Source organism: Demequina salsinemoris, from assembly GCF_000974805.1.
GTDB classification, from domain to species: Bacteria; Actinomycetota; Actinomycetes; order Actinomycetales; family Demequinaceae; genus Demequina; species Demequina salsinemoris.
The window spans coordinates 135,334-157,038 of record NZ_BBQZ01000001.1 but is presented as its reverse complement, the minus strand read 5'-3'; the positions used below and the strand labels follow the sequence as shown (position 1 = coordinate 157,038).

The 21,705-nt window shown below is 70.5% G+C and carries 19 protein-coding genes; 8 read left to right on the top strand and 11 right to left on the bottom strand.

All coding sequences use genetic code 11. The annotated features are described in order from the left end of the window. Nucleotides 1–28 precede the first annotated feature (28 nt). The 6 genes from AOP78_RS00705 to AOP78_RS00680 form a co-directional block, all read right to left on the bottom strand. Nucleotides 29–796: an ABC transporter permease gene (locus AOP78_RS00705; protein ID WP_062200492.1), complete on the bottom strand. Its 768-nt coding sequence runs from the start codon at nucleotides 794–796 to the stop codon at nucleotides 29–31. Continuing rightward, nucleotides 793–1,599, bottom strand: coding sequence for an ABC transporter ATP-binding protein (locus AOP78_RS00700; protein ID WP_062200488.1), 807 nt, complete (start codon nucleotides 1,597–1,599; stop codon nucleotides 793–795). Before AOP78_RS00700 ends, AOP78_RS00705 begins: the two co-directional genes overlap by 4 nt. After that, on the bottom strand, nucleotides 1,596–2,474 hold the full coding sequence (locus AOP78_RS00695; protein WP_062200485.1) for an ABC transporter permease: 879 nt from the start codon (nucleotides 2,472–2,474) through the stop codon (nucleotides 1,596–1,598). The genes AOP78_RS00700 and AOP78_RS00695 overlap by 4 nt, the downstream gene beginning before the upstream one ends. 8 nt (nucleotides 2,475–2,482) lie before the next feature. Further along, on the bottom strand, nucleotides 2,483–3,499 hold the full coding sequence (locus AOP78_RS00690; RefSeq protein ID WP_062200482.1) for a TIGR03842 family LLM class F420-dependent oxidoreductase: 1,017 nt from the start codon (nucleotides 3,497–3,499) through the stop codon (nucleotides 2,483–2,485). A 172-nt stretch (nucleotides 3,500–3,671) separates the two neighbouring features. Then, a complete protein-coding gene (hydA, locus tag AOP78_RS00685) occupies nucleotides 3,672–5,108 on the bottom strand; it encodes a dihydropyrimidinase (protein ID WP_062200477.1) in 1,437 nt (478 codons plus the stop codon). Nucleotides 5,109–5,153: 45 nt separating this feature from the next. After that, nucleotides 5,154–6,002 (bottom strand): nitrilase-related carbon-nitrogen hydrolase, encoded by an 849-nt coding sequence (locus AOP78_RS00680; RefSeq protein ID WP_062200474.1) that lies wholly within the window; start codon nucleotides 6,000–6,002, stop codon nucleotides 5,154–5,156. Nucleotides 6,003–6,153: 151 nt separating this feature from the next. Between AOP78_RS00680 and AOP78_RS00675 the strand changes: the two genes are divergently transcribed. The 4 genes from AOP78_RS00675 (at nucleotide 6,154) to AOP78_RS00660 (ending at nucleotide 10,553) form a co-directional block, all read left to right on the top strand. After that, nucleotides 6,154–7,542 carry an aminotransferase-like domain-containing protein gene (locus AOP78_RS00675; protein WP_062200471.1) on the top strand — a complete coding sequence of 463 codons (1,389 nt, stop codon included), beginning with the start codon at nucleotides 6,154–6,156 and terminating at the stop codon, nucleotides 7,540–7,542. 135 nt (nucleotides 7,543–7,677) lie between these two features. Then, entirely contained in the window at nucleotides 7,678–8,724 is a 1,047-nt protein-coding gene (locus AOP78_RS00670; RefSeq protein ID WP_062200467.1) for a putative F420-0 ABC transporter substrate-binding protein, read from the top strand. 3 nt (nucleotides 8,725–8,727) lie between these two features. Beyond that, a complete protein-coding gene (locus AOP78_RS00665) occupies nucleotides 8,728–9,774 on the top strand; it encodes an iron chelate uptake ABC transporter family permease subunit (RefSeq protein ID WP_062200464.1) in 1,047 nt (348 codons plus the stop codon). Beyond that, nucleotides 9,765–10,553 carry an ABC transporter ATP-binding protein gene (locus AOP78_RS00660; protein ID WP_062201621.1) on the top strand — a complete coding sequence of 263 codons (789 nt, stop codon included), beginning with the start codon at nucleotides 9,765–9,767 and terminating at the stop codon, nucleotides 10,551–10,553. Before AOP78_RS00665 ends, AOP78_RS00660 begins: the two co-directional genes overlap by 10 nt. On the opposite strand, the gene AOP78_RS00655 is transcribed toward AOP78_RS00660, so the two are convergent. From AOP78_RS00655 to AOP78_RS15445, 3 genes are all read right to left on the bottom strand, one after another. Continuing rightward, nucleotides 10,550–11,551, bottom strand: coding sequence for a TIGR03557 family F420-dependent LLM class oxidoreductase (locus AOP78_RS00655; RefSeq protein WP_062200462.1), 1,002 nt, complete (start codon nucleotides 11,549–11,551; stop codon nucleotides 10,550–10,552). The genes AOP78_RS00660 and AOP78_RS00655 overlap by 4 nt on opposite strands. Before the next feature lie 119 nt (nucleotides 11,552–11,670). Next, entirely contained in the window at nucleotides 11,671–12,192 is a 522-nt protein-coding gene (locus AOP78_RS00650) for a rhodanese-like domain-containing protein (RefSeq protein ID WP_062200458.1), read from the bottom strand. 67 nt (nucleotides 12,193–12,259) lie between these two features. Further along, complete coding sequence (locus tag AOP78_RS15445) at nucleotides 12,260–13,948, bottom strand: M15 family metallopeptidase (RefSeq protein ID WP_062200455.1); 1,689 nt, start codon at nucleotides 13,946–13,948, stop codon at nucleotides 12,260–12,262. A gap of 469 nt (nucleotides 13,949–14,417) precedes the next feature. On the opposite strand from AOP78_RS15445, the gene dnaK reads away from it, so the two are divergent. From dnaK to AOP78_RS00625, 4 genes are all read left to right on the top strand, one after another. After that, nucleotides 14,418–16,289, top strand: a complete 1,872-nt coding sequence (gene dnaK / locus AOP78_RS00640) for a molecular chaperone DnaK (RefSeq protein WP_062200452.1) — start codon at nucleotides 14,418–14,420, stop codon at nucleotides 16,287–16,289. A gap of 76 nt (nucleotides 16,290–16,365) precedes the next feature. After that, on the top strand, nucleotides 16,366–16,965 hold the full coding sequence (grpE, locus tag AOP78_RS00635; RefSeq protein ID WP_062200449.1) for a nucleotide exchange factor GrpE: 600 nt from the start codon (nucleotides 16,366–16,368) through the stop codon (nucleotides 16,963–16,965). Between the two features lie 31 nt (nucleotides 16,966–16,996). Beyond that, entirely contained in the window at nucleotides 16,997–17,938 is a 942-nt protein-coding gene (locus AOP78_RS00630) for a DnaJ C-terminal domain-containing protein (protein WP_062200446.1), read from the top strand. A gap of 17 nt (nucleotides 17,939–17,955) precedes the next feature. Continuing rightward, nucleotides 17,956–18,366 carry a heat shock protein transcriptional repressor HspR gene (locus AOP78_RS00625; protein ID WP_062200443.1) on the top strand — a complete coding sequence of 137 codons (411 nt, stop codon included), beginning with the start codon at nucleotides 17,956–17,958 and terminating at the stop codon, nucleotides 18,364–18,366. A gap of 23 nt (nucleotides 18,367–18,389) precedes the next feature. Here AOP78_RS00625 and AOP78_RS00620 read toward each other — a convergent pair whose 3' ends face one another. Together AOP78_RS00620 and AOP78_RS00615 are read right to left on the bottom strand one after the other, a co-directional pair. Then, nucleotides 18,390–20,723: a putative bifunctional diguanylate cyclase/phosphodiesterase gene (locus AOP78_RS00620; protein WP_062200439.1), complete on the bottom strand. Its 2,334-nt coding sequence runs from the start codon at nucleotides 20,721–20,723 to the stop codon at nucleotides 18,390–18,392. Between the two features lie 127 nt (nucleotides 20,724–20,850). Next, the gene (locus AOP78_RS00615) at nucleotides 20,851–21,621 is read right to left on the bottom strand and encodes a hypothetical protein (protein ID WP_152659343.1); all 771 of its coding nucleotides are present in this window, start codon (nucleotides 21,619–21,621) and stop codon (nucleotides 20,851–20,853) included. Nucleotides 21,622–21,705: the final 84 nt, after the last annotated feature.

Here is a 21,705-nt window from a genome sequence, read left to right as displayed (position 1 = left end):
AATGAAGTCCCCGTCGTGCGCCGGGGGCCTATCTCCCGCTCCGTCTCCGGTGCGCGAAGCTCTCAAGTGCCGCGGTGACGCCGTAGAAGACGGCGCCCAGCAGGACCGCGCCGAGCACGTAGGCCCAGGCGACGGTGTAGTTGCTCGCGGCTGCGGACGAGGTGATCGCACGGCCGAGGCCCTTGGCGGGCCCTCCGAAGTACTCGGCGATGAGCGCGGAGATGACGGCGAGCGATGATCCGATCTTGAGGCCCGTGAGCACGTACGGAACGGCGCCCGGGATGAGGAGGATGCGGTTCGTCTGCTCCTTCGTCGCAGCGTACGAACGCATGAGGTCACGGTGCACGGGTTCCGCCTGGCGGAGCCCGTGCAGGGTGTTGAGGTACATGGGGACGAACACGGCGACGGCCGCGACGAGCTGGCGGCCCGTCTCGGCGGCGGCGCCGAACATCGCGTAGAAGATGGGCGCGAGCGCCACGATGGGGATGACCGCGAGCGCCGCGACGAGCGGCACAAGCATGCGGTCGAGGAAGCCGAGGGCGTTCGCCATGATCGCGACGAAGACGCCGGACACAGCGCCGATCGCGAGGCCGATCAGGGCGTTGAGGCCCGTGGCCATGCTCGCCGTGAGGATGTTCGAGGCGCCGTCGGTGAAGGCTCCGGCGATGCCGAACGGGCTGGGAACGAGGAAGGGCTCGACATGGAAGGCGACCACGAGGGCCTGCCACAGCGCGATCGCGAGCACGCCCAGCGCGACGGGCGCGAGGAACGTGCGTGCGGTCGAGCCGGCGTTCATCGGTTCTCCACCCCTCGCGCACCCGCGGGGGTCTCGCCGTGAAGCGCGGTGCGGACCGCGGTGACGCCGTCGTAGAAGGCGGCGGCCTCGCGCAGGTCCTCGCCACGCTCGCCGAGCTTCACGTCGATGATCTCGGTGATGCGCCCTGGTCGGGGCGACATCACGACGACGCGGTCGGACAGGAACACGGCCTCGGGGATCGAGTGGGTGACGAAGATGACGGCCGCGCCGGTCTCCTGGCACAGCGCGACGAGCTCGTTCTGCATGTGCTCGCGGGTGATCTCGTCGAGCGCGCCGAACGGCTCGTCCATGAGCAGCAGGCGTGGTCGCTCGGCCAGGGACCGGGCGATCGCGACGCGCTGCTTCATGCCGCCCGAGAGCTGGTCGGGGCGGTGGTCGGCGAAGTCGGCGAGGCCGATGAGCTCGAGCAGCTCGTCCGAGCGCTCCTTCTTGTCGCGCGCCTCCCAGCCGTGGATCTCGAGCGGCAGCTCGATGTTGGCGCGGACGGAGCGCCACGGGAGGAGGCCTGCCTGCTGGAACGCGATGCCGTAGTCCTGGTCCTTGCGCGCCTGCTCGGGGGTCTTGCCGAAGACCGTGATCTCGCCCGACGTGATGGAGTCGAGGTCGGCGACGAGGCGCATGAGGGTCGACTTGCCGCAGCCCGAGGGCCCGATGAGGGACACGAACTCGCCCGCCGCGACGTCGAGGCTGACGTCGGACAGCGCGTGGACCTCCCCGGCCTTGCGGCTCGTGAAGATCTTGTCGACCTTGTCGACGTGGACGGCGATGCGGGCCTCGCTCATGCGGGGACCTCTCCTCTCATGTAGCGCCTCAGTCCGACCCCGATGAGCGCGACGAGGCCCGCGGAGACGAGCCCGATCAGCACGGCGCCGAGGATGGGCGCGTAGGTCTTGGCCGGGTCGCCGCTCGCGGTCGCGGCGAACTCGATGATCATGCGGCCGATGCCGCCGCCCAGGCCTATCGAGACCTCGGCGACGACCGTGCCGACGACAGCGTTCGCGGCGGCGAGTCGCAGCGACGGCATCAGGTAAGGGACGGACGAGGGCAGGCGCAGCTTGAGCAGCGTCGTCCACCATGACGCGGAGTAGGCGGTGAACAGGTCCACGTCCGCCGCCTCGGGGGACTTGAGCCCCCTCAGAGCCGAGACGGCGACGGGGAAGAACGCGAGGTAGGACGCGATGACCGCGACCGACATCCAGTTCTCCCACTGGAAGGAGCCGATCGTGATCTCGGATCCCCACCGCTTGACGAGCGGGGCGATCGCGATGAGCGGGACGGTCTGGCTCAGCACGACCCACGGCAGGACCGCGGACTCCGCGGTGATCCACCGCTGCATGAGCAGTGCGAGCGCGAGCCCGAACGTGACGCCGATGAGCCAGCCGAGCGCGGCGATGCCAAGCGAGAACGCGGCCGCCTGAAGCACGGCCCACCACAGCACGTCGGCACCCTCGGCGCGCGTGACCGGCTCGAACAGCCGGGCGACGACGTCCCAGGTGTGTGGCATCGCGATGTCGGTGGTGCGGGGCAGGACGATGAGGTCGCCGATCATGACCCCGTCGTCCGGGCCGAGCCACTTGTAGCCCTCCCATAGACCCAAGGCGGCGACGATGCCCGCGATCCCCCACAGGACCCCGCTCGCCCGCTTCGACATCGTCATCCCTCTTCTCAGATCTTCGCCGTGATGGCCTCGGACAGCGCGGGGATGACCTTCTCGCCGTACACGCGCAGGGTCTCCTCCTTGTTGTCGTGCTGGAGGTAGCCCGCGAACTGGGTGACGCCGACGTCGCGCAGCGCCTCGAGCTTCGCGATGTGCTCCTCGGCGGTGCCGAGCACGCAGAAGCGGTCGACGATCTCGTCGGGCACGAACTCGGTGTGCGAGTTGCCCGCGCGGCCGTGCTCGTTGTAGTCGTAGCCCTTGCGGCCCTCGATGTACTCGGACAGCGCGGTCGGGATCGAGCCCTCGTTGCCGTACTTCTCGACGATGTCGGCCACGTGGTTGCCGACCATGCCGCCGAACCAGCGGCACTGCTCGCGCATGTGCGCCCAGTCGTCACCGATGTACATGGGTCCGGAGATGCAGAACTCGAGGCTCTCGGGGTCATTGCCCACGTTGGAGGCGTTGGTCTTGACGGTGTCGATCATCCACTTGGCGATGTCGACGTCCGCGCACTGGAGGATGAAGCCGTCGCCGACCTCGCCCGCGGCCTTGAGCGCGAGCGGACCGTAGCCGGCGACCCACACCTCGAGCTCGCTCGTGCGGGCCCACGGGAAACGGAGCGTCGAGCCGTTGTGCTCGACGGACCGGCAGTTCGCGAGCTCGCGGATGACCTCGATCGACTGCCGCATCTCGCGCACGGAGACGGGCTTGCCGTTGAGGACGCGGACGGCGGAGTCGCCGCGGCCGATGCCGCACACGGTCCGGTTGCCGTACATCTCGTTGAGCGTCGCGAAGGTCGAGGCGGTCACGGTCCAGTCGCGCGTCGCGGGGTTGGTGACGTAGGGGCCGACCTTGATGCGGTGGGTCTCGGCGAGGATCGCGCTGTAGATGACGTAGGGCTCCTGCCACAGCAGGTGCGAGTCGAACGTCCACGCGTAGCCGAAGCCGTAGGTCTCGGCGAGCTTGGCGAGCGCGACGGTCCGCTGCGCGGGTGGGTCGGTCTGGAGGACGACTCCGAAGTCCATGGGTGGTTCCTCTCAGGTTGCCGCCGGGTTCGGCGCGGGGAGGTCGGTTGAGGCATCGGGACGATGCGTGGGCGGGACGGGTGGAGGGACAGGGACGATGCCCTGGCCGGGTGGGTGATGGTGCCTGCCCCGCGCTCCGCGGGGCAGGCACCACGACCTCAGATCAGGCTGTTCAGATCAAATACTGGGACTGGCCGCGCTTGATGAACTGACCGTGGCCCTTCTCGCCGTGGTACTCGTCGTCCTCGATCAGGACGCGGCCGCGGGACAGGACGACGTCGACGTGGCCGTCGATTTCGAAGCCCTCCCACGAGGAGTGGTCGAAGTTCATGTGGTGCGTCTTGTCGTAGCCGATGCTGGTGTGTCCGTTGGGGTCGTAGACCACGACGTCGGCGTCGGCGCCGGGCTGGATGACGCCCTTCTTGCCGTACATGCCGAACATGCGGGCCGGCGTGGTCGAGATGAGCTCGACCCAGCGCTCGAGCGAGATCTCGCCGGTGACGACGCCCTGGTACATGAGGTTGACGCGGTGCTCGACCGTTCCCATGCCGTTGGGGATCTTGCGGAAGTCGCCGCGGCCCAGCTCGTTCTGGTCGGCCTGGCAGAACGGGCAGTGATCGGTCGAGACCATCTGCAGGTCGTTGGTGCGCAGCGACCGCCACATGTGGTCCTGGTGCCGCTCGCCCGAGTCGCGCAGCGGCGGGGAGCACACGTACTTGGCGCCCTCGAACGCGCCCCACTCCTCGGACGTGGCGCCGAGGTGCTCCTCGAGCGACATGTAGAGGTACTGGGGGCAGGTCTCGCCGAAGACGTTCTTGCCCTCGTCGCGGGCGGCGGCGATCTGCGCCGCGGCCTGCTTGGCCGAGACGTGCACGACGTACAGGGGGGCGCGCGCGACGTCGGCGAGCATGATCACGCGGTGCGTGGCCTCCTCCTCCATCTGCCAGACGCGGGCCTTGCCGTGGTAGTACGGGTCGGTCTTGCCGGCGGCGACGAGCTGCTCGGCGATGACGTCGATCGCGGGGCCGTTCTCCGCGTGCATCATCGTGAGCAGACCGTTCTCGCCCGCGACCTGCATCGCGCGCAGGAGCTCGCCGTCTCCCGACATGAACACGCCGGGGTAGGCGGTGAACATCTTGTACGACGTGACGCCCTCGTCGGGGAGCTTCGCGAGCGCCTTGAGGGAGTCCGCGTCGACGCCGCCGACGATCTGGTGGAAGCCGTAGTCGATCGCGCACTCGCCCGCCGCCTGCTCGTGCCAGGAGGCGAGCCCGTCCTCGATGCGCCCGCCCGCGGTCTGGACCGCGAAGTCGACGATCGTGGTGGTGCCGCCCCAGGCCGCGGCGCGGGTGCCGGTCTCGAACGTGTCGGCCGCGAACGTGCCGCCGAACGGCAGCTGCATGTGGGTGTGCGCGTCGATGCCGCCGGGGATGACGTACTTCCCGGTCGCGTCGATGACCTTGTCCGCGGTGGAGGCGAGGTCGTGCCCGAGCAGCGTCGACTCGGGGTCGAGGACCGCGACGATGGTCTCGCCGTCGATCAGGACGTCCGCGAGGACGCGGCCGGTGGCGGAGACGACGGTTCCGCCCTTGATCAGCGTGATGCTCATGGTGCTCCTTGACTGAGGATGAGGAGTGGTGGGGTGGGCGGGGACCTACGGCGCGACGATCTCGCCGTACGAGTCGGGGCGGCGGTCGCGGTAGAACTGCCAGTCGTCGCGCATCTGCTGGACCAGGTCCATGTCGAGCTCGCGGATGAGGAGCTCCTCGTCGGTGCCCGAGCCGAGCTCGCCGACGTAGTTGCCGCGCGGGTCGACGATCTGCGAGTTGCCGTAGAAGTCCACGGCCTCGTCGCCGTACTCGTTGTCCTCGAGGCCCACACGGTTGGGGGCGAGCACGAAGTAGCCGTTGGCGACCGCGGCGGCGGGCTGCTCGATCTCCCACAGGCGGTTGGACAGGCCCGGCTTGGTCGCGTTCGGGTTGAACGCGAGGTGCGCGCCGTTCAGGCCCAGCTCGCGCCAGCCCTCGGGGAAGTGGCGGTCGTAGCAGATGACGACGCCGACCTTGCCGACCGCGGTGTCGAACACCGGGTAGCCGAGGTTGCCGGGACGGAAGTAGAACTTCTCCCAGAACTTGTCGACGTGCGGGATGTGGTTCTTGCGGTACTTGCCGACGACGCTGCCGTCCGCGTCGACCACGACGGCGGTGTTGTAGTACACGCCCGTCATGTCCTCCTCGTAGATGGGGAGGATCATCACCATCGAGAACTCCTTCGCGAGCGCCGCGAAGCGCTGCACGATGGGGCCGTCCGCCGGCTCGGCGTAGCGGTAGTACTTCTTGTCCTGGGTGATGCCGAAGTAGGGGCCGTAGAACAGCTCCTGGAAGCAGATGACCTGGGCGCCCTGCGCCGCGGCGTCGCGCACGAACTGCTCGTGCTTGTCGAGCATCGACTCCTTGTCGCCGGTCCAAGTGGTCTGCGTGATCGCTGCCTTGATGACAGTCATGCTTCACCTTCTCCGTGTGCTGGTGGCGGCGCGGCAGCGCCTCGAGCGATGACTGTTACTCTGTGGCTTGAACATTTCTTCCGCGTTACTCGCCGCGAAATGTCTCGTTACGCCGAGGACACGGAACGACCACGAAACCCCAGGTGGCGGCATGGAGATCGACCAGCTCGTCCGCGAGATCGACGAGCCGAGCCCTCATGGGATCGCCTCCGCGCTGTCGATGCTCATCCGCACGGGCGAGCTCGCGCCGGGCACCCGGCTGCCCACCGTGAGAGCGGTCGCCGCCGCGCTCGGCGTGAGCCCCGGCACGGTCAGCGCCGCCTGGAACGGCCTCGCGGGAGCGGGACTGCTCACCACGCGAGGACGCGCCGGCTCCTTCGTGCTCGAGCAGCCGACGCCGTGGCTCACCCCGCGCTCCCACACGCTCGCCGACCGCGCGCCGTCCCCGACCGGCGCTCCCCCGAGCCTCGATCTCGCGACGGGCATGCCCGACCCCGCGCTCCTTCCCGACCTCAAGGCGAGCCTCGACCGTGCGCTGCCCCGTCACGCGAGCGTGACCACCTACCTTCAGCCGCCGCTCATCCCCGACCTCGAGGGTCCCCTGCGCGAGCTGTGGCCGTACTCGCCGCCGAGCCTCACCGTGGTCGACGGCGCCATGGACGGGCTCGAGCGCGCGCTGCGCGCCGTCGCGCGCTTCGGCGACCGGGTGGTGGTCGAGACCCCGACGTTCCCGATGCTCCTCGACCTGCTCGAGCACCTGCGCCTCATGGCCGTCCCCGCTGCGATGGACGGCAGCGGGATGCTCCCCGACTCGCTCGAGTCGGCGCTGGGCTCGCGTCCCGCGGCGGTGGTCCTGCAGCCGCGCGCGCACAACCCGACGGGGGCCTCCCTCACCGCGGCGCGCGCGGAGGAGCTCGCGGGCATCCTCGCTCGCCACCGCTACGGCAGGGACGCCGTCGTCATCGAGGACGATGCGAGCGGCCTCATCACGGCCGCGCCCAAGGTGAGCCTCGGGCAGCACCTGCCGCACCGCACGCTCCACGTGCTCGGCTTCTCCAAGTCGCATGGTCCCGACCTGCGCATCGCCGCGCTCGGCGGGCCCACGGGGGCGATCGACCGGATCGTCGCCCACCGCGTGCTCGGGCCCGGCTGGACCTCCCGCATGACGCAGGCGATGCTCCACCACCTCCTCGAGGACCGGGACGCCGTCGCCACGGTCAGGCGCGCGCGCTACGTCTACTTCACGCGTCAGCGCGAGCTCACGGCAGGGCTGCGCGCCGTCGGCATCGACGTCGCCCCGTCCGATGGGCTCAACATCTGGGTGCCGGTGCGCGACGAACGCGCCGCGCAGGTGGCGCTCGCGGCGCACGGGATCAGCGTGAGCCTCGGCAGCGCGTTCCAGGTGGGCGACGCGGACGGCCCGCTCGCGCAGATCGACGGCCCGCACCGCGGCGACCACATCCGCGTGAGCCTCGGCCAGTACGGCGAGGGCTTCCCCGGCCTCGCGGCGGTCATCGGCCAGGCGGCCGGGCAGGGCTGACGCGCAACACGGCCGACACACGGGGTGTCTATGCTGACACCCAGGGCCCCAGCCGGGTGTGGCATGGTGCGTCGTCCAGGATGGGACGGCAGGTCCTCGTTCCCGACATCGTCATCACGAACTCAAGGACCCCGCATGCCACGCCCCTCCCTGCCCACGCTCGTCGCCCTCACGGGCCTCGCGACCCTGTCGCTGACCGCCTGCTCCGCCGCGGACACGGACGATGCGACCGCCTCCTCGAGCGCCGCGGTCACCACCGCATCGTCCCCGTCCTCATCGTCCTCCGCCGAGGACGAGACGGGCGACGCCTACCCCGTGACGGTCGACAACTGCGGCTTCGACCTCACCGTCGACTCGGCGCCCGAGCGCATCGTCACCGTGAAGTCCACGACCACCGAGCTGCTGCTGTCCCTGGGGCTGGGCGACCGCATCGTCGGCGCCGCGTTCCTGGACGGCGACATCGACCTGCCGTATACCGACGACGTGCCCGACGTGAACGTGATCTCGGAGTTCCTGCCGGGCCAGGAGGCCGCGCTCGCCCTCGAGCCCGACATGATCTTCGGAGGCTGGGAGTCCAACTTCGCGGCCGACGGCGTGGGCGAGCGCGAGGTCCTCGCGGAGCGCGGCATCGGGTCCTACGTCGCGCCGTCGGCGTGCAAGGAGGAGGGCTACATGCCCGATCCCCTCACGTTCGACGAGCTGTTCTCCGAGATCGAGGAGGCCGGCGCGGTCTTCGGCGCCTCGGACGCCGCGGCCGAGCTCGTCGCCGACATGCAGGCCGACCTCGACTCGGTCGTGCCCGACGACCGCGGCCTCACGGCGCTCTGGTACTCGTCAGGCGACGACTCCCCATACGTCGGCGCCCAGCTCGGCGCGCCCGAGATGATGATGGAGGCCGCCGGCCTCACCAACGTGGTCGACGTCGATGACACCTGGACCTCCGTGACCTGGGAGTCGGTCGTCGCGGCCGACCCCGACGTGATCGTGCTCGTCGACGCGAGCTGGAACACCGCCGAGTCCAAGATCGACGCGCTCGAGGCCAACTCCGCGACGGCGAACCTGACCGCCGTGAAGAACGAGAGTTACGTGATCGTGCCGTTCCCCGCGGCCGAGGCGGGCGTGCGCAACGCCGCCGCGGTGCTCGACATCGTCGACCAGCTCGGCGAGATCGAGGTCGGCTGACAGATGGAGACGCGCCGGTTGCGCTCGCCCGCGGTGGTCACCACCGCGCTCGCGGCGCTGCTGGCCGTCTCCGTGGTGGTCGCCGTCGCGATCGGCGTCGCGGGGCTCACGCCCGGCCAGGTGTGGGAGGTGATCCTCGCCCACGCTGGGCTGTCCCCCGCGGCCGCCCCGTCGGACACGAACGACGCGATCGTGTGGGGCATCCGGTTGCCGCGCGTGCTCACGGCCGCGCTCGTCGGGGCCGGCCTCGCGGTCGCTGGAGTTGTCATGCAGGGCGTGACGCGCAACCCGCTCGCCGATCCGTACCTCCTGGGGCTGTCCTCGGGGGCGTCACTCGGCGCGGTCGCGGTGCTGCTGCTCGGGATCGGCTCGGCCGTCGCGACCACGGTCGCGCTGCCCGTGGCCGCATTCCTCGGGGCGCTCGTCGCGCTCGTCGCGGCGCTCGGCGTCGCGCGGCTCGCGGGGGCGATCACGCCCACGACGGCCGTGCTCGCCGGCCTCGCGATGTCCCAGCTGTTCGCCGCGATCACGTCGCTCGTCATCGTCGTCGCCGCGAAGGGCGACTCGTACCGCGAGGTCCTCAACTGGCTTCTCGGATCGCTCGCCGGGTCCTCGTGGACGACGGTGGTGGTCGCCCTGGTCGCCCTCGTCGCGATCTACCCGCTGTTGCGGCTCTACGCCTCCCGCCTGGACGCCTTCGCGCTCGGCGAGCCCGCCGCGCAGGCGCTCGGGATCAACACGCGGCGCGCCTACGTGGTGCTGTTCGTGCTCGTCGCCGCGCTCACGGGAGCGATGGTGTCCACGAGCGGAGCGATCGGCTTCGTCGGCCTCGTGCTGCCGCACGTGGTCCGCGCGGTCACCGGCGGACTGCACCGACGGGTGCTGCCCGCGGCCGCGCTCGGCGGCGCGATCTTCCTGGTGTGGGCCGACACGCTCGCGCGTACCGTGCTGGACCCTCGCGAGATCCCGGTCGGCGTCGTGACGGCGCTGATCGGCGTGCCCGTGTTCGTGCTCGTGCTGTGGCGCTCGGGGAGGTCGTCATGGACCTGACCGTCTCCGCCCTCTCGGTCGCACGCGGTCGCCGCGAGGTGCTCACCGACGTGACCTTCTCCGCCGGGCCCGGCGAGGTCGTCGGACTGCTGGGTCCCAACGGCGCGGGCAAGTCGACGCTGCTCGGGGCTGTCGCCGGAGTGCTCGCCCCATCCTCGGGAGAGGTCCGCGTCGGCGACCTCGTCGCGCATCGCGCCGGACGCAAGCAGATGGCCCAGCGCGTCGCCCTCATGGAGCAGCAGGCCGACCGCGACGTCCCGCTCACAGCGCTCGAGATCGTCGAGCTCGGCTCGCTCCCCCACCACGCGCTCGGTCGCGCCGACCACGCGGCTCGCACGGCCGAGGCGCGCGCGGCGCTGGCCTCGGTCGGGGCCTCGGCGCTGGCCGATCGCCGCTGGCGGACGCTGTCCGGGGGCGAGCGCCAGCGAGTGAGCGTCGCGCGTGCGCTCGCGCAGCGCCCGCGGCTGCTGCTCCTCGACGAGCCGACCAACCACCTGGACGTCACCGCGCAGCTCGACACCCTCGACTTCGTGTCCGGGCTCGGCATCACGGTCGTCGCGGCGCTTCACGATCTGAATCACGCGGCGCGATGGTGCGACCGGGTCGTCGTGCTCTCGGGCGGCCGCGTGGCGGCTGAGGGCGCGCCGGCCGACGTGCTCACCGAGGAGACGCTCGCCGAGGTCTACGGGGTGCACGCGACGGTGATGACGCACCCCGGCGACGGGCGACCGGTGATCGCCTTCGACGGGACGACGGGCGGGCGACCGCCTCTGGACTAGCGCGCCAATGCCGGCAGCACCTCGGCGCCGAAGGCGTCGAGGAACTCGCGCTGGTTGCGGCCCACGTTGTGCAGGTAGACACGGTCGAATCCCAGGTCCAGGTAGCGCTGGATGCTCGCCCGGTGCTCGTCGAGGTCGTCGCTGACGAGCACGCGACCCTCGAAGTCCTCGTGGCGGACGAGGCGAGCGAGCTGCTGCATCTCGTAGGGCGAGCGGACGTCGGAGTGCGAGAAGCGCATGGCGCCATTGGGCCATTCGGTCAGCGCGTTCGCGAGCGCCTCCTCGAGCGAGGGCGCCCACGACAGGTGGAGCTGGAGCACCTTGGGGCTCGCGGCGGGGTCCTTGCCCGCCTCGCGCGCGCCCTTGTCGAAGGCAGCGAGCAGCGGTTCGAGCCGGTCGAGCGGCGCGCCCACCGTGATGAGGCCGTCGGCGCTGCGGCCCGCGCGACGCGCGGCGACCGGGCCGTTGGCCGCGACGAGGATCGGCGGGGCGACCTCCGGCATCGTCCACAGCCGCGTCGACTCGAGCCGGTAGTAGGTGCCCGTGTAGCGGGTGTCGCGGCCTGCCACCGACGCTTCGAAGAGCTTGCGGATGATGTCGACGGCCTCGAACATCCGGTTGATGCGCTCGGGCGGCTCGGGCCAGTACTCGCCGACGACGTGCTCGTTGATCGCCTCGCCGCTGCCGAGGCCGAGCCAGTGCCGCCCGGGGTGCAGCGCCGCGAGCGTGGCCGAGGCCTGGGCGACCATCGCGGGATGCCAGCGGAAGGTCGGCGTCGTGACGCCCGGGCCGAGGTCGCCCGTGGTGTGCTCGCCGATCGCGGACAGCACGTTCCATGCGAACGAGGCCTCACCCTGCTGCGGCGTCCACGGCTGGAAGTGGTCGGCGGCCATCGTGCCGCTGAAGCCGCGGGACTCGGCGTACGCGCTGAGCTCGACCGCCTCGCGCGGCGGGAACTGCGCGAGCATGGCGGTGTAGCCGATCGTCATGTCCCGCATCGTCCCTCCTCAGCAGCCGATCGCCCGATCCTATTGCGCCCTGGTGGGAGCTGAGTGTCGGATGTGACGCGGATCGTGCGCTCAGTTCCCACGAGGACGCATGCGGCGACCCTTGCGGCTCAGCAGTCGCACGCGATGCGCGTGCCCGACGCACCAGCCGCGCCTCCCGCGCCGGCCACCGGCGACGTGAGCGGGTCGGGGGCGCGGGTCGCGTCGACGGTCACCGCGACGCCGGTCGCGGAGTCGCGGACGATGCGGTCCACCGGCAGCCCCTCGCGCGCCCAGTACTCGAAGCCGCCGATCATCTCCTTCACGGCGTAGCCGAGCTCGCTGATGATGAGCCCGGCGCGGGTCGCGCCGTTGCAGCCGGGTCCCCAGCAGTAGACGACGAACGACGTGCCCGCCGGGTACGCGGGGATGCGCTCGGGCATCTCGGGCTTGGGCATGTGGAGGGCGCCTCGCACGTGCCCCTGCTCCCACGCCTCGACGTTGCGCGTGTCGATCAGCACGAAGCCCGGGTCGCCGGACTCGAGCGCCGCGTGCACGTCGGAGCAGTCGGTCTCGAAGGACAGGCGCGCGGCGAAATGCGCCGCTGCGGCGCGGATGGCCGGGGACGATGCGGGAGCGGGGAGGTTCTCCATGCCACGACGGTACGCGCGGGGCCCGGTGCCGGTCGAGACCCGACCGGCCCCGCATCGTCCCTCTGGCTCAGTCGCTCTTGGGCAGCGAGCTCGTCACGTGTTCGAGGTAGGTGGGCTCGTCGGGCATCTGCGCGTCCGCGACGCCGGGCGCCACGAACTCGAGGTGCCACCACTCGGGCTTGGAGCCGCCCGAACGGGCCCAGGTCGGGTGGACCCAGCCGTAGTCGGCGCCGTTGGCGGTCAGCCACGCGGCCGAGGCGGCATCGAGGTCCACCGCCATGCCCCAGCCGTGGTTCGAGGTGCCGGGCACGGCCGCGAGGCGGCCCTTGCGCGCCTTGGTCGTGACCTGGCTCGCGTACGAGCGGTAGGAGTCCGTGAGCGACAGGGTCCTGCCGGTCTGAGCGTGGTAGGCGGCATTCGCGCGCGTCAGCGCATCGGCGGCGTCGCAGTGGAGCATGTGACCCGGCGCGAACGGGAGGCTGCACAGCTCGGAGGAGACCACGCGGCCGTTCGATCCGGTGACGCCCGCCGGCTGGCCGGACCAGCCGCCCTGGTTCGCGGCGACCGCTGCCCGGTAGTTGGCCACGACGGCCGCCTGGGCGGCCTTCTTGGCGTCCTCGTACTCCTGCTTGAGCTTCTCGTTCTTGGCGTCGATGCGCTTGTTCTCGGCCTTGACCCACTTCCGGTGCGAGGCACGCACGTCCTGGAGAGCCTCGTCGAGCAGCTTCTCCGCGTCGCTCACCTTGGTCGCGTGGGCGGCCAAGGCGTCGACGTCCTCGCGGTCGACCTCCTCGTTGACCGCCGCCTTCAGCTCCATGCGAGCCAGCTGGGCGGCATCGACGGCGGCGAAGTCCGCGACGTCGTCACCGACCGCGTTGATCACCGTCTTCGCCTCTTGGAGTCCCGCGCGCGCGCCGTCGACGTCGCCGTCGAGGCTGTCCTGGGCCTCCTCGAGCGCGGCCTGCTCGGTCGCGACGCTGACCTCGTCCGCGACGCGCGTCACCTCGAGCGCGGCCTCGTCGAGAGCCTCTGCCGCGCGCTCGAGCTCGGCGGTGGCCTGGAGAACGGCTTCAAGGTTGCGCTCCTCGCCGTCGAGCACCTTCTGCACCTCAGGGTCGGCGACGACCTGCGTGTCGACCTGCTCGGAGACCGTCTCCTCGATGGTGGTGTCCACGGCGTGCCTCGCCTCGAGCGAGGCGTCGATCTGGCGCACGTTCGAGACCTCGAGCGCGGTTCCGGACGCGACGTCCAGGGTGGCGCCCGACGTCGTCACCGTGGGCGCAGCCGAGGGCTCCGCGTCGGCGGAGGCTTCCGTCGTCGCGACGGCCGCGGCGGTCGTGGCCTCGCCGGTGGTGGCCTGCTCGGCCTGGCCCTCCGTCGTCTCGATGTCCGCGACGACGCCGGGAGCGTCCACGGTCTTCGTCAAGAAGGGAGCCTCGGGGACCTCGAGGACGACGCTGTAGATCTCGGCGGCCGCGGTGGCGGCGTCCACGGTGGTGTCCAGCTCGCCCACCGCGTTCGAGACCTGCTCCGCGGACAGGTGCGCATTGGCGGCACCGCTCGCGAGTCGGGCCCGGTCGAGCGATTGAGCGAGACCGTCGCGCTTGGTCTGAACCTCGCGCGCTGCCTGGCTCGCCTCGAGCAGGGCGGCCTCGACGGTGGCGGTGTGGGCTGCGGCGGCGCCGCCTCCCAGACCGAGGAACGCGACCACCGAGGCGGTCGCGACGTTGAACAGGCGTGACTGAGGGAACTTCATAGGCGTAACAACATGCCCGCGGGGGACGGGCGAATGCTCTCCTGGGGGATAGACGAAAGCGACAACACTAACCGAGATCGCCGTCTGGTCCAAATTTGATAACGCAACACGCCGAAGCGTGTGCCCACCCAAAGGTCCAGCGATGCGATACAGGGACGGCCTGGCTGGCCGCCCACCTTCACGGTTGCTTCGCCTTCAACGATCCGCGACCCCCATGCGCTCCGGCAAGGGTGCGTGCTGTACGTCACAACTGCTGAATGTCTGGAATCGGCGACATGTGGCGATGCGGCCCGGGGGCGCCACGACCCTCGCGCCGGAACGTCCGTGCAGAACTTGAGCAGAGATGACTCAACTTTGCCGTCGCCGGCTTGACACGCATCGTCCCTGTGGATAACTTGAGTGCAGGTCGCTCAACTATCGAGCGAGCAGTCAACGTGGCGGCACAGGGCCGCCGATGGAGGTACAACACATGTCCCGTGCAGTGGGAATCGACCTGGGCACCACGAACTCGTGCGTCGCCGTCCTCGAGGGCGGCGAGCCCACCGTCATCGCGAACGCCGAGGGCGCGCGCACCACCCCGTCGGTGGTCGCGTTCTCCAAGACCGGCGAGGTCCTCGTCGGCGCGATCGCCAAGCGTCAGGCCGTCACCAACGTCGACCGCACCATCTCCTCGGTGAAGCGCCACATGGGCACCGACTGGTCGCAGGAGATCGACGACAAGAAGTACACCGCGCAGGAGATCTCCGCGCGCATCCTCGGCAAGCTCAAGCGCGACGCCGAGGAGTACCTGGGCGAGAAGGTCACCGAGGCCGTCATCACCGTCCCCGCGTACTTCAACGACGCCGAGCGTCAGGCCACCAAGGACGCCGGTGAGATCGCGGGCCTCAAGGTCCAGCGCATCGTCAACGAGCCCACCGCCGCAGCCCTCGCGTACGGCCTCGACAAGGGCAAGGAGGACGAGCTCATCCTCGTCTTCGACCTCGGTGGAGGCACCTTCGACGTCTCGCTGCTCGAGGTCGGCAAGGACGAGGACGACTTCTCGACCATCCAGGTGAAGGCCACCGCGGGCGACAACCGCCTCGGCGGCGACGACTGGGACCAGCGCATAGTCGACCACCTGGTCAAGGAGGTCAAGAACTCCGAGGGCGTCGACCTGTCCAAGGACAAGGCCGCCCTCCAGCGCCTCCGCGAGGCCGCCGAGCAGGCCAAGAAGGAGCTGTCGCAGGCGCAGTCCACGCAGATCTCCCTCCAGTACCTGTCGATCGGCGAGAACGGCCCGGTCCACATGGACAGCCGCCTCACCCGCGCGCAGTTCGAGCAGATGACGCAGGACCTGCTCGAGCGCACCAAGGCGCCGTTCCACCAGGTCATCAAGGACGCCGGCATCAAGCTGAGCGACATCGACCACGTGGTCCTCGTCGGCGGCTCGACCCGCATGCCCGCCGTGACCGAGGTCGTCAAGGAGCTGACCGGCGGCCAGGAGCCCAACAAGGGCGTGAACCCGGACGAGGTCGTCGCCGTGGGCGCCGCCCTCCAGGCCGGCGTCATCTCCGGCGAGCGCAAGGACGTCCTGCTCATCGACGTCACCCCGCTGAGCCTCGGCATCGAGACCAAGGGCGGCGTCATGACCTCCCTGATCGAGCGCAACACCGCGATCCCGACCAAGTCCTCCGAGGTCTTCTCGACCGCCGAGGACAACCAGCCCTCCGTGCTGGTGCAGGTCTACCAGGGTGAGCGTCAGTTCGCCCGCGACAACAAGCTGCTCGGCACCTTCGAGCTGTCCGGCATCGCCCCGGCCCCCCGCGGCATGCCGCAGATCGAGGTGACCTTCGACATCGACGCGAACGGCATCGTCCACGTCCACGCGAAGGACCGCGGCACCGGCAAGGAGCAGTCCATCACCGTGACCGGCGGCTCGGCCCTGTCCAAGGACGACATCGACCGCATGGTCAAGGACGCCGAGGAGCACGCGGAGGAGGACAAGAAGCGCCGCGAGGACGCCGAGACCCGCAACAACGCGGAGACCTTCGCCTACTCGACGGAGAAGATCCTGTCCGACAACGAGGACAAGGTCCCCGCCGAGGTCGCCGAGGACGTCAAGTCCGCGATCGCCGAGGTCAAGACCGCGCTCGAGGGCGAGGACATCGACGCGATCAAGTCGTCGCACGAGTCGCTCGTCGAGAAGGCGCAGAAGATCGGCGAGGCGATCTACGCGGCCGAGCAGGCCGAGGGCGTGAACGTCGACGCCGACTCCGCGGCCCAGGCTGCGTCCGGCCAGCCGTCGTCCGACGACGATGTCGTGGACGCCGAGATCGTCGACGACGAGGACTCCACGAAGTAAGCGGATCGGCGGGCGCCACGGCTGAACGCCGAGGCGCCCGCCTTCCGCTCTTCCTCTAGGTCCCCAAGGAGCAGACATGACCGACGAGAACCCCACCCCCGAGTCCGAGGACCCGCTGGCCCAGGCCGAGCGCATCCTCAACGACGCGGCCGCGAGCGTGCCCGAGGGCACGTTCCTCGATGAGAACGCCGACGGCAAGGACGACCTCCAGGCCGACGAGGCCGCGGCGGACGACGCGCTCGACGCCGCCCAGGCCAAGGCCGCCGAGCACCTCGCGGACCTCCAGCGCCTCCAGGCCGAGTACGTCAACTACCGCAAGCGCGTCGACCGCGACCGCGAGCTCATCGCCACGAACGCGACGTCCAAGGCCGTCGAGGCGCTCATCCCCGTCCTCGACGACATCGCCGCCGCGCGCGAGCACGGCGACCTCGCCGACGGCCCCTTCGCGTCGATCGCGGAGAAGCTCGAGACGACGCTCGGCCGCCTCGGCTGGACGAGCTTCGGCTCCATCGGCGAGGTCTTCGACCCCATGCACCACGAGGCCCTGCTGTCGCAGCCCAGCACCGACGTGACCGAGCCCACGATCATCACGGTCGCGCAGCCCGGCCACCGCATCGGCGACCGCGTCATCCGCCCGGCCCGCGTCATCGTCGCGCAGCCCGAGGACCAGGCATAACACCCGCTACCCTCAGGGAAGGAGGCGACACATGACGAGCCAGGACTGGTTCAGCAAGGACTTCTACAAGGTGCTCGGCGTGTCCAAGGACGCCTCCGCCGACGAGGTGAAGAAGGCCTACCGCAAGCTCGCGAAGGACCTCCACCCCGACCGCAACCCTGGGGACGCGGCCGCCGAGACGCGGTTCAAGGAGGTCGGCGAGGCCTATGGCGTCCTGTCGGACGCCGAGCAGCGCAAGCAGTACGACGCGGTGCGCGCCATGGGCGGGGGCGCTCGCTTCCAGGCGGGCGGCCCCGGCGGTGGCGGCGGGAACTACGAGGATGCGTTCTCCGGGCTCTTCGGTGGAGGAGGCAACGGCCAGTTCCGCGCCCAGGGCTTCGAGGACCTGCTCGGCAACCTGTTCGGGGGCGGCGGGCGCAGCCCGCAGAAGGGCAACGACGTGGCCGCGGCCACCGAGGTGACCTTCCGCCAGGCCGCCGAGGGCGCGACCGTGTCGCTGCGCATGGACACCGGCAGCGTCTCGACCCGCCTCCCGGTCGGCGTCAAGGACGGCCAGAAGATCCGCCTGCGCGGCAAGGGTCGCCCCGGAGTCCACGGCGGCCCCGCCGGGGACCTGCTGCTCACCGTGCATGTCGCCAAGCACCCCGTGTTCAGCATGGACGGCAAGAACCTCAAGGTCCGGCTCCCCATCTCCTACGACGAGGCCGTGCTCGGCGCCGCCGTCGAGGTGCCCACGCTCGACGGCCAGCGCGTGAAGGTCAAGGTGCCCGCGGGCACCTCCTCGGGGACGACGCTCCGCGTCAAGGGACGGGGGCTCGCCACGAAGGACGGCACCGGCGACCTGCTCGCGACCGTCGAGATCGCCGCGCCGTCCAAGCTGTCGAAGCTCGCGAGGGAGCTGCTTCAGAAGTTCGCGCTCGAGACGTCCAAGGACGACCCCCGCAAGGACCTCTACAAGGACGCCGCCCGCTGATCTGAAGGAGCCAGGCCATGGAGCAACCGGACGTCGACGAGCCGGTCTTCCTCATCTCCGCCGCGGCGGAGCTGGCAGGCATGCACCCCCAGACCCTGCGCCAGTACGACCGGCTGGGCCTCGTGGTCCCGCAGCGTCGTCCCGGCGGCGGGCGCCGCTACTCCCTGCGCCACGTCGCGATGCTCCGCGAGATCCAGCGCATGAGCCAGGAGGAGGGCATCAACCTCGCCGGCATCAAGCGCATCATGCACCTCGCGCAGGAGGTGCAGCGGCTCGAGAAGGAGGTCGAGCGCCTCCGACCCCGCGCCGACGTCGGGTCACGCATCTTCACGACAGGCCCGAGCGGCAACGTCGTCATCGTCGAGCGAGGCAAGCGCGCGCGGCGCGACGAGGGCCGCTCGCTCGTGGTCTGGCGCCACCAGGGCTGAACCGGCCCGCTTCGCCGGTCGCTCTACAGGACGTCCGACTCCGCCCCGACCCACGGCATGGTGACCGTGGCCGCCAGGCCGGACCGGTAGGTGTCGAGCCAGGCCTCGAAGTCCTCGACCGGGAGCGGCCGGGTCCAGTGATAGCCCTGAGCCGAGTCGCAGCCCATGCGCGCCAGCGTGTCCGCGATGCAGGACTCCTCGATCCCCTCCGCGACCACGCGCATGCCGAGCGCATGCACCAGGTCGATCGTGGACTTGACGATCGAGGCGGAACGGTCGTCGTCGAGGATCTGCACGACGAACGAGCGGTCGATCTTCACCTCGTCGACGTCGAGCTCACGCAGGTACGTCAGCGAGGAGTAGCCCGTGCCATAGTCGTCGATCGCCGACCTGACCCCGATCGCGCGCAGCTGGGTGAGGACGGTGCGCGCCTGCTCGCGGTCCTCAAGCAGCGCCTGCTCCGTGATCTCCAACTGGATCGCGGATCCCGGCAGCCCGTACGACGCGAGGTGCTGCTGCATCTCGCGGACGCGCCCCTTGCCGGCGAAGGTCTGCGCCGGAAGGTTCACCGCGATCGGCAGGTTGCTGCCGTCCGCCTGCCACCGCGCGGCCTGCACGGCGGCCGCATGCAGCACCCAGGTGGTGAGAGCGGTCATGAGGCCGGCCTGCACCGCGAGCGGGAGGAACGCCTGCGGGTACACGGTCCCGGCCCCGGGACGCTCCCAGCGCACGAGCGCCTCGACGCCTTCGACCTCCCCCGTCGCGAGCGTGATCTTCGGCTGATAGTGCAGGACGAGCTCACCCGCCTTGATGCCCTCCCTCAGCTCCGCGACGCGCTGGAGGTGGTCCTCGCCAGCCATGTCGACCGTCGGGTCGAAGACGGCTGCGCCGAGATTGCCCGCCTTCGCGCGGTACATCGCGATGTCCGCGCGGCGCAGGAGATCGGAGATCTCGCGGCCGTCCTCGGGCGCGGACGCGATGCCGATGCTCACGTCGAGCGTCACCGAGGTGCCGGCGACCTCGAAGGACTGAACGAGCGCGGCGCGCATCCGTGCGGCCACCTCGGTCGCGTCCTCCACGCACGCGTCCGGCACCAGCACCGCGAACTCGTCGCCGCCGAGTCGGCCCATGAGAGCCTCGTCGCACCCGACAGCCGTCGCGAGCCGCCCCGTGACCGCGCGAAGGACCTGGTCGCCCGCATCGTGTCCCAGGCTGTCGTTGACCTCCTTGAAGCCGTCGAGGTCAGCATGCAGCAGCGCGGCTCGCCCGCCATGCGCGAGGCCGCGGAGCGCCCGCTCGGCCTCGGCCGTCCAGCCGCGACGGTTGAGGAGCCCGGTGAGCTCATCGGTCATGGCGTCGCGCTGCGCATCGATCAGCTCGAGCGTGCGTCTGCCTGTCCCGCTCAGCCTGTTGAGGACGCCACCCATCGCGGTCAGCACCATCAGGACGGCGAGGATCGGCATGCCGCCGAGCGCTCCGATCGTCAGGGTCGTCGTCGCGATGACGAGGGTCACGCCAGGAACGGCAAGGAGCCCCCGCGAGCTCGCCGCATGGTCGGCCCGCGTGTGGGCGGGGATCCACGCCGCCGCCGCGAGGAGGAACCCGCTGAGCGGCCACAGCACGTCCGTCCAGCTTCCTTCGACATACGAGCCCGTCGCCAGCTGGTTCCAGTACCAGAGGTCCACCGCCCCGGCGACGACCATGGCGATGCTGATGAGCACGAGCGACCCGGCTCGTCGGCGCCCCACGAGCGCGATGCCGACGAGCGCGATGAGCATGACGACGGTGTCGCCGATGGGGTAGGCGGATCCCACGATGACGGCCCACGGGCCGCCGGACAGCGTGCCCGTCAGGGGCGCGAGGAACACCCCGCCGATGAGACCCCCGAAGGCGAGTCCGAGCGTGATCGAGTCGACCCAGACGATGCGGGGGATCCGCCGCGCCCTGCTGCGCACGAACACCACGACGGCGGCGATCGCGAACGGGTAGTAGCCCAGATAGGAGGCGTCGGCGACGGAGGGGAAGGTCTCTGCGTCGTGACCCGAGACCACAAGCGTGTAGAGCGCGTCACCGAAGAAGGAGAACAGCTGCGCGATTCCGAGCAGCAGCCAGACGGTTCGATCGGGCCCGCCACGGACGCCGCGCACCACGATCAGCGCGGCCCCGCCGAGCATGAGCAGGTTGTAGAAGGCCTCATCGCGCAACGGATCGAGGACCGGTCCCTCGACCACGAGCGCGACGAGGTACAGGATCAGGCCCAGCCCAAGCGCCGCCAACGCTGCGAGCGCGAGCGGGGGCGCGCTTCGCAGACCTGGGGCGCGCGACGCACCGCGCGCCGAGTCGATGCCTCGGGTCATGCGGTTCCTATCGGCGGGGAGGCGCCGGATTTGAGGCCCGCGGCACGCAGCCCTCACAGCGGTGCCCCCCAAAAAAGTTGCGGCGCGTGACGCCCTCAGCTCGTCACGCGCCGCAAGTCTGTAGGTGCTATCGCTGCAACGACTCCACGAGGTCGTGCGCGTAGCGGTGGGTGGCGGGAAGCGACTCGATCCACACACGCGGGGGCTGGCGCACCAGGTTCGCGACGCGCATCTGAACGGCCTTGTCGCCGATGTGGTCACGCAGCTCGGCGATCCCCATGCCAAGCCCTGCGCCGCGCTCGACGAGCACCGCGTAGAGGCCGTCGCTCAGGCGCGCCATCGGGTAACCGGTGCCGTAGGCGCCGGTGAGCGCCTGGCCGACGGCCGCGTTGCGGGCCATGCGCTGCCACGGGTCGCTGTCCTCGACGGACACGTCGACCATCACGAGCGCGTGCGTGTCGGGCACGCGCAGACCGTGACGCTCGGCCGCGCCGTAGACCTCGGCGAGGCGTTGGATCAGGTAGTCCGCGGTGCCGAGCCCCGACTCGGGGTCGTGCATCTGCGTGGCCACCTGAGTGGCGGAGTCCCCGTCGGTCCAGCCCTCGCACAGGGAGCGGATCGAGCGGATCGGCGCGGACTCGTAGCCGGCGGAGCGGAACAGGACGGCCATGTCGTCGATCGCCTCGGTGATCCCGACCCCCGCCTGAGCGCGGGCCTGGCCGAGACGGTACGCGGCGGGCGCGGTGTCGAGGCGCGCGTCGAGCGCCTCGACCAGGGCCTCGGCGGCCGGGGTGTACCAGTCGCCGGGGCGCAGCCACACCGAGTCCACCGATGCCGACTCCCACTGGCGCAGGAGCGAGCGGCCGGTGGCCCTCGGGATGTTCACATCGCTGCTCATGCCCCATGAGAGGGGGCACCGACACGCCTATGACGCGGTTCCGCCACTTTTTTCTCGGAATCCGATAGAGACCGTCCGCGAACC

Bases quoted from the DNA above. Each gene is read 5' to 3' on its own strand.
- AOP78_RS00665 (WP_062200464.1), top strand. From the start codon at position 8,728: ATGGAGACGCGCCGGTTGCGCTCGCCCGCGGTGGTCACCACCGCGCTC.
- AOP78_RS00620 (WP_062200439.1), bottom strand. From the start codon at position 20,723: ATGACCCGAGGCATCGACTCGGCGCGCGGTGCGTCGCGCGCCCCAGGT.
- AOP78_RS00705 (WP_062200492.1), bottom strand. From the start codon at position 796: ATGAACGCCGGCTCGACCGCACGCACGTTCCTCGCGCCCGTCGCGCTG.
- AOP78_RS00680 (WP_062200474.1), bottom strand. From the start codon at position 6,002: ATGACTGTCATCAAGGCAGCGATCACGCAGACCACTTGGACCGGCGAC.
- AOP78_RS00695 (WP_062200485.1), bottom strand. From the start codon at position 2,474: ATGACGATGTCGAAGCGGGCGAGCGGGGTCCTGTGGGGGATCGCGGGC.
- AOP78_RS00630 (WP_062200446.1), top strand. From the start codon at position 16,997: ATGACGAGCCAGGACTGGTTCAGCAAGGACTTCTACAAGGTGCTCGGC.
- hydA (WP_062200477.1), bottom strand. From the start codon at position 5,108: ATGAGCATCACGCTGATCAAGGGCGGAACCGTCGTCTCCGCCACCGGC.
- AOP78_RS00670 (WP_062200467.1), top strand. From the start codon at position 7,678: ATGCCACGCCCCTCCCTGCCCACGCTCGTCGCCCTCACGGGCCTCGCG.
- AOP78_RS00675 (WP_062200471.1), top strand. From the start codon at position 6,154: ATGGAGATCGACCAGCTCGTCCGCGAGATCGACGAGCCGAGCCCTCAT.
- AOP78_RS00655 (WP_062200462.1), bottom strand. From the start codon at position 11,551: ATGCGGGACATGACGATCGGCTACACCGCCATGCTCGCGCAGTTCCCG.
- dnaK (WP_062200452.1), top strand. From the start codon at position 14,418: ATGTCCCGTGCAGTGGGAATCGACCTGGGCACCACGAACTCGTGCGTC.
- AOP78_RS00700 (WP_062200488.1), bottom strand. From the start codon at position 1,599: ATGAGCGAGGCCCGCATCGCCGTCCACGTCGACAAGGTCGACAAGATC.
- AOP78_RS00660 (WP_062201621.1), top strand. From the start codon at position 9,765: ATGGACCTGACCGTCTCCGCCCTCTCGGTCGCACGCGGTCGCCGCGAG.
- AOP78_RS00615 (WP_152659343.1), bottom strand. From the start codon at position 21,621: ATGAGCAGCGATGTGAACATCCCGAGGGCCACCGGCCGCTCGCTCCTG.
- AOP78_RS00625 (WP_062200443.1), top strand. From the start codon at position 17,956: ATGGAGCAACCGGACGTCGACGAGCCGGTCTTCCTCATCTCCGCCGCG.
- AOP78_RS15445 (WP_062200455.1), bottom strand. From the start codon at position 13,948: ATGAAGTTCCCTCAGTCACGCCTGTTCAACGTCGCGACCGCCTCGGTG.
- AOP78_RS00690 (WP_062200482.1), bottom strand. From the start codon at position 3,499: ATGGACTTCGGAGTCGTCCTCCAGACCGACCCACCCGCGCAGCGGACC.
- grpE (WP_062200449.1), top strand. From the start codon at position 16,366: ATGACCGACGAGAACCCCACCCCCGAGTCCGAGGACCCGCTGGCCCAG.
- AOP78_RS00650 (WP_062200458.1), bottom strand. From the start codon at position 12,192: ATGGAGAACCTCCCCGCTCCCGCATCGTCCCCGGCCATCCGCGCCGCA.